General features: G+C 73.4%; 5 protein-coding genes. All 5 read left to right on the top strand.

Annotated elements, in window-relative coordinates; all coding sequences use genetic code 11:
- The first annotated feature begins 59 nt into the window (after window positions 1–59).
- The 5 genes from SSBG_RS25300 (at window position 60) to SSBG_RS25320 (ending at window position 4,690) form a co-directional block, all read left to right on the top strand.
- On the top strand, window positions 60–704 hold the full coding sequence (locus SSBG_RS25300) for an HAD family hydrolase (RefSeq protein WP_008748909.1): 645 nt from the start codon (window positions 60–62) through the stop codon (window positions 702–704).
- A 408-nt stretch (window positions 705–1,112) separates the two neighbouring features.
- Window positions 1,113–2,171 carry a methionine ABC transporter ATP-binding protein gene (locus tag SSBG_RS25305; RefSeq protein WP_037870603.1) on the top strand — a complete coding sequence of 353 codons (1,059 nt, stop codon included), beginning with the start codon at window positions 1,113–1,115 and terminating at the stop codon, window positions 2,169–2,171.
- Window positions 2,168–2,911, top strand: a complete 744-nt coding sequence (locus SSBG_RS25310) for a methionine ABC transporter permease (RefSeq protein WP_008748911.1) — start codon at window positions 2,168–2,170, stop codon at window positions 2,909–2,911. The genes SSBG_RS25305 and SSBG_RS25310 overlap by 4 nt, the downstream gene beginning before the upstream one ends.
- Before the next feature lie 70 nt (window positions 2,912–2,981).
- Window positions 2,982–3,845 carry a MetQ/NlpA family ABC transporter substrate-binding protein gene (locus SSBG_RS25315; RefSeq protein WP_008748912.1) on the top strand — a complete coding sequence of 288 codons (864 nt, stop codon included), beginning with the start codon at window positions 2,982–2,984 and terminating at the stop codon, window positions 3,843–3,845.
- Between the two features lie 185 nt (window positions 3,846–4,030).
- Window positions 4,031–4,690: a GNAT family N-acetyltransferase gene (locus tag SSBG_RS25320; protein WP_008748913.1), complete on the top strand. Its 660-nt coding sequence runs from the start codon at window positions 4,031–4,033 to the stop codon at window positions 4,688–4,690.
- Window positions 4,691–4,819: the final 129 nt, after the last annotated feature.

Here is a 4,819-nt window from a genome sequence, read left to right on the forward strand (position 1 = left end):
AGCCTGTCCCCCGCCCCCACCCCGCGCCGTCCCCCGCCCCCGCGATTAGGCTCGCCGTCATGAAGCTCCAGGCCCGTGCCCTCCTCTTCGACAACGACGGCACCCTCATGTCCTCGCTCCGCTCCGTGCGCCGCTGCTGGACCCGGTGGGCCGCCGAGTACGGGGTGACGGACGCCGACTTCGCGCGGATCGAGCTGCACGGGCGCCCGGCGGGCGAGATCGTCGCCGACCTGCTGCCGCCGGAGAAGGTGGCGGAGGCGACGCGGCGCATCGAGGACCTGGAGGTCGCCGACGCCGAGGGCACCGAGGCCCTGCCCGGCACCGCGGACCTGCTCGCCGGGCTCCCGCCCGAGCGCTGGGCCGTCGTCACCTCGGCGACCCGCAGGCTCGCCCGCGCCCGCCTCGCGGGCCTCGGACTGCACCCCCGCGCCCTCGTCGCCGCCGACGACATCACGCGCGGCAAGCCGGACCCCGAGCCCTACCTGCTCGGCGCCGCGAAGCTCGGCTTCGCGCCCGGCGACTGCCTCGTCTTCGAGGACGCCCCGGTCGGCCTGCGCTCCGCCCAGGCGGCCGGGATGCGGACCGTGGCGTTGACCACAACGTACCCTCGCGCCGAGCTGACCGCCGACGCCGTCGTCCCCGACCTCTCGGCGGTGTCCGTGCAGGTCAGCGGCGATTTCCTGGAGATCGTGACCGAGGACTGAGCCCGGCGGGGCCGTCCGTCCTCCGGACGGCGGGCGTCCGGAGGACGGACAAGCGGAAGGGGTGCCTCCGCACGTCTGGTTAACTGGCGCCATGACCACGACGAGCGCACGCATCCCAGCGACCGAGGCGAACCTGACGCCCGGTGCTCGCCGTATGTGCCGAATGTGTGCCTTCTGAGGGTCCCCGCCTCGCGCCCCGAAGCGAGACCGGCAGGACGGCGAAGCCGCACCCCCTGAGCGGGTGCCCGCCCTCCCCGCCCCGGCCCCGAACCCCCCGCCGCCCCCGGCCCCGGCCTGCCCGGACCCGGCGGTGGCGCGTGGTTCCGCCTTCCCTCGGCACCGTGCCCCGTGCACGGCACTCCCGTGCCGGTGAAACCCGCCGCGCACTCGACACCCCAGGAAAACCCCGTGATCACCACCCAGGACCTCACGAAGGTCTACCGTTCGGGCGGCCGTGACCTCACCGCGCTCGACGGCGTCGATCTGCACGTACGCGAAGGCGAGGTCTTCGGCGTCATCGGCCGGAGCGGCGCCGGGAAGTCCTCCCTCATCCGCTGCGTCAACATGCTGGAGCGCCCCACCTCCGGCACCGTCCTCGTGGACGGCCAAGACCTCACCGCGCTCCAGGGGCGCGGCAGCCGTGCGAGCCGCGAACTGCGCGCCGCCCGGGGCCGGATCGGCATGATCTTCCAGCACTTCCACCTGCTCTCCTCGCGCACGGTGCGGGACAACGTCGAGCTGCCGCTCGAAATCCTCGGGCACAGCCGCCGCGCGCGGGCCGCCAAGGCGGGCGAACTCCTCGAACGCGTCGGCCTCGGCGACAAGGCGGACGCCTACCCCGCCCAGCTCTCCGGCGGCCAGAAACAACGCGTCGGCATCGCCCGCGCCCTCGCCGGCGACCCGAAGGTCCTCCTCTCCGACGAGGCGACCAGCGCCCTCGACCCCGCGACGACCCGCTCGGTCCTGGAGCTCCTGCGCTCCCTCAACCGCGAACTCGGCCTGACCGTCCTCCTCATCACCCACGAGATGGACGTCGTCAAGACCGTGTGCGACTCGGCCGCGCTCATGGAGCGCGGGCGCGTCACCGAGGCGGGGACGCTGGACGAACTCCTCGCGACCCCGGGCTCCGCGCTCGCCGCCGCGCTCTTCCCGGTGAGCGGCGAGGGCAGCGGCCCCGCGCCCACCGTCATCGACGTCACCTTCCACGGCGACACGGCGAGCCGCCCGGTCATCTCGCGGCTCTCGCGCACGTACAACATCGACATCTCGATCCTCGGCGCCGCCATGGACACCGTCGCGGGCCGCCAGGTCGGCCGGATGCGCATCGAACTGCCCGGCCCGTACGAGGAGAACGTCGTGCCCATCGGCTTCCTGCGCGAGCAGGGACTCCAGGTCGAGACCGTGCGCCCCGGCGCGGCCGCCTTCCGGGCGGCCGGGAACAGCGAGAAGCGGGAGGCGGGCCGATGAGCTGGTCCGAGATGCGTCCGCTGCTCGGCCGGGCGAGCTGGGACACCCTCTACATGGTGGGCTGGTCCACGCTCGTCGCCGTCGCGCTCGGCCTGCCCATCGGCGTCCTCCTCGTGCTCACCGCGCGCGGCGGACTGCTCCAGAACGCGGTGCTCTCCAAGGTCCTCGGACAGCTCGTCAACATCGCCCGCTCGATGCCGTTCATCATCCTCATGGTCGCCCTCATGGGCTTCACGCGCTGGCTCACCGGCACCACGATCGGCCGCGAGGCCGCGATCGTGCCGCTCGCCATCGGCGCCATCCCCTTCTACGCGCGCCTCGTCGAGACCTCCGTGCGCGAGGTCGACCACGGGCTCGTCGAGGCCGTGCAGTCGATGGGCGGCACGACCTGGGCCGTCGTCCGCAAGGTCCTCGTCCCCGAGTCGCTGCCCTCGCTCGTCTCCGGCGCCACCACCACGGTCGTCACGCTCATCGGCTACTCCGCGATGGCGGGCACCGTCGGCGCGGGCGGCCTCGGCGACATCGCGATCCGCGAGGGCTTCCAGCGCTTCGAGACCGGGCTGATGTGGGTGACCGTCGCGATCCTCGCCGTCGTCATCTCCGCCATCCAGTTCCTCGGCGACTTCGCCGCCCGCGCGCTCCACGACCGGGGCGGCCGGAGCGGTCCCGCCCCCGTGCTCCGCCTCCTGCGCCCCCGCACCCCCGCGAAAGCGGCGGTACGGGACGGCGCCGACGCCTGAGCACCCTTACCACCACGGCACCACCTCCCCGCACCTGCCGGGAGCGGCACCACCGAGAAAGGCACTTTTCGTGCGTCATCACACTCGCAACACCACTCGCCGTACCACCCGCGTCGCCACCGCCACCGCCCTCGCGGGGGCGCTCGGCCTCGGGCTCGCCGCCTGCGGCTCCGACGACGGCTCCGCCAAGAGCGGCGCGGACGACGGGGACAAGGCCCTCGTCGTCGCCGCGAGCCCCACCCCGCACGCGGACATCCTCACGTACGTCAAGGACCACCTGGCGGCGAAGGAAGGGCTCACGCTCAAGGTCAAGGAGGTCACGGACTACGTGACCCCCAACACCGCGACGCAGGACGGCTCCGTCGACGCCAACTTCTTCCAGCACAAGCCCTACCTGGACGACTTCAACAAGAAGAACGGCACCGACCTCGTCCCCGTGACGGCCGTGCACCTGGAGCCGCTCGGCGCCTACTCGCACAAGGTCAAGAGCCTCGACGCGCTCAAGAAGGGCGCCACCGTCGCCGTCCCCAGCGACGCGACCAACGAGGCCCGCGCCCTCAAGCTCCTGGAGAACAACGGGCTCATCACGCTCAAGCCCGGCGCCGGCGACGACGCGACCCCCTCGGACATCGCGAAGAACCCGAAGCACCTCTCCATCAAGGAGCTGGAGGCCGCGCAGGTCCCGCGCTCCCTGGACGACGTGGACGCCGCCGTCGTCAACGGCAACTACGCCGTCGAGACCGGCCTCAAGCCCGCGAAGGACGCCCTCGTCCTGGAGAAGGCCACCGGCAACCCCTACGCCAACCTCCTCGTCGTCAAGGACGGCGAGCAGAACGACCCGCGCGTGAAGAAGCTCGCCAAGCTCCTCCACTCGCCCGAGGTCAAGAAGTTCATCGAGGACACGTACAAGGGCTCGGTCGTCCCGGCCTTCTGAGCCGCCCCGCCCCGCGCCCGCGCACCGCGGTCCCGGCCGCCCGAGCACGTCCCGGGTGCGCCGGGACCTTCGCGTGCCCCGGTGGTGCGCCCCCCGGTGCCCATGCTGCATCCTGGACCACCCGGCACAGCGGCCCCGCGGGCCGCCGCAGGTACCGACCAGGCCCGACCATCACGGAGCGGCGCATGACTTCCCTCTTCCCCGATGTCTCCCTCAGCACCGAGCGGCTGGTCCTGCGCCCCTTCGAAGCCGATGACGCCGCCGCCTGTGCCGACATGATGAACGACGAGCCCGTCGCCGCCTGGACCACCCTCCCGTACCCCTTCACCCGCGCCCACGCCCGCGACTGGATCGCCCACCGGGCACCCCGCGCCCGGCTCGGCGGCGACGGACTCGTCCTCGCCGTCACCGAGTTCCTCACCCAGCGCCTCGTCGGCGTCGTCCGGCTCAGCCGCACCGACTGGGACCTGCGCGCCACCGAACTCTCCTGCGTCACCGCCTCCTGGGCGCGCGGCGAGGGCTACGCCGCCGAGGCCTCGCTCGCGCTCGCGCAGTGGCTCTTCACGGACCAGCGCTTCGCCCGCGTCGAACTGCGCACCGCCGCCGACAACACCGCCGCCCAGCAGGTCGCCCAGCGCATCGGCTGCGTCAGCGAGGGCGTGCTGCGCGGCGCCTGGATAGCCAGGCACCGCGACCCCGCAGGCGTCCTGCGCCGCACCCGTACCGACCTCATCGTCTGGAGCCTGCTCCCCGAGGACCTGGACGAGGACATCGACGTCCCCGCCGTCCACCTGGAGACCCGCACCGGGCGCGGCCCGCTCCGCGCCTACGCCGACTGGAACTGACGGCGCCCCGCACCCCCGCGCGGGCCCTCGCGCCACGCGGCCACGAACCCGGAGCACCGCCCCCGCGGCGGGCGCCCGGAGCCGCCCCTGCCGGGACCCGCGCCCGACCGGTACGCTCACCCCTGCCCG

The sequence above is a fragment of the Streptomyces sp. SPB074 genome, from assembly GCF_000154905.1.
Lineage (GTDB): Bacteria > Actinomycetota > Actinomycetes > Streptomycetales > Streptomycetaceae > Streptomyces.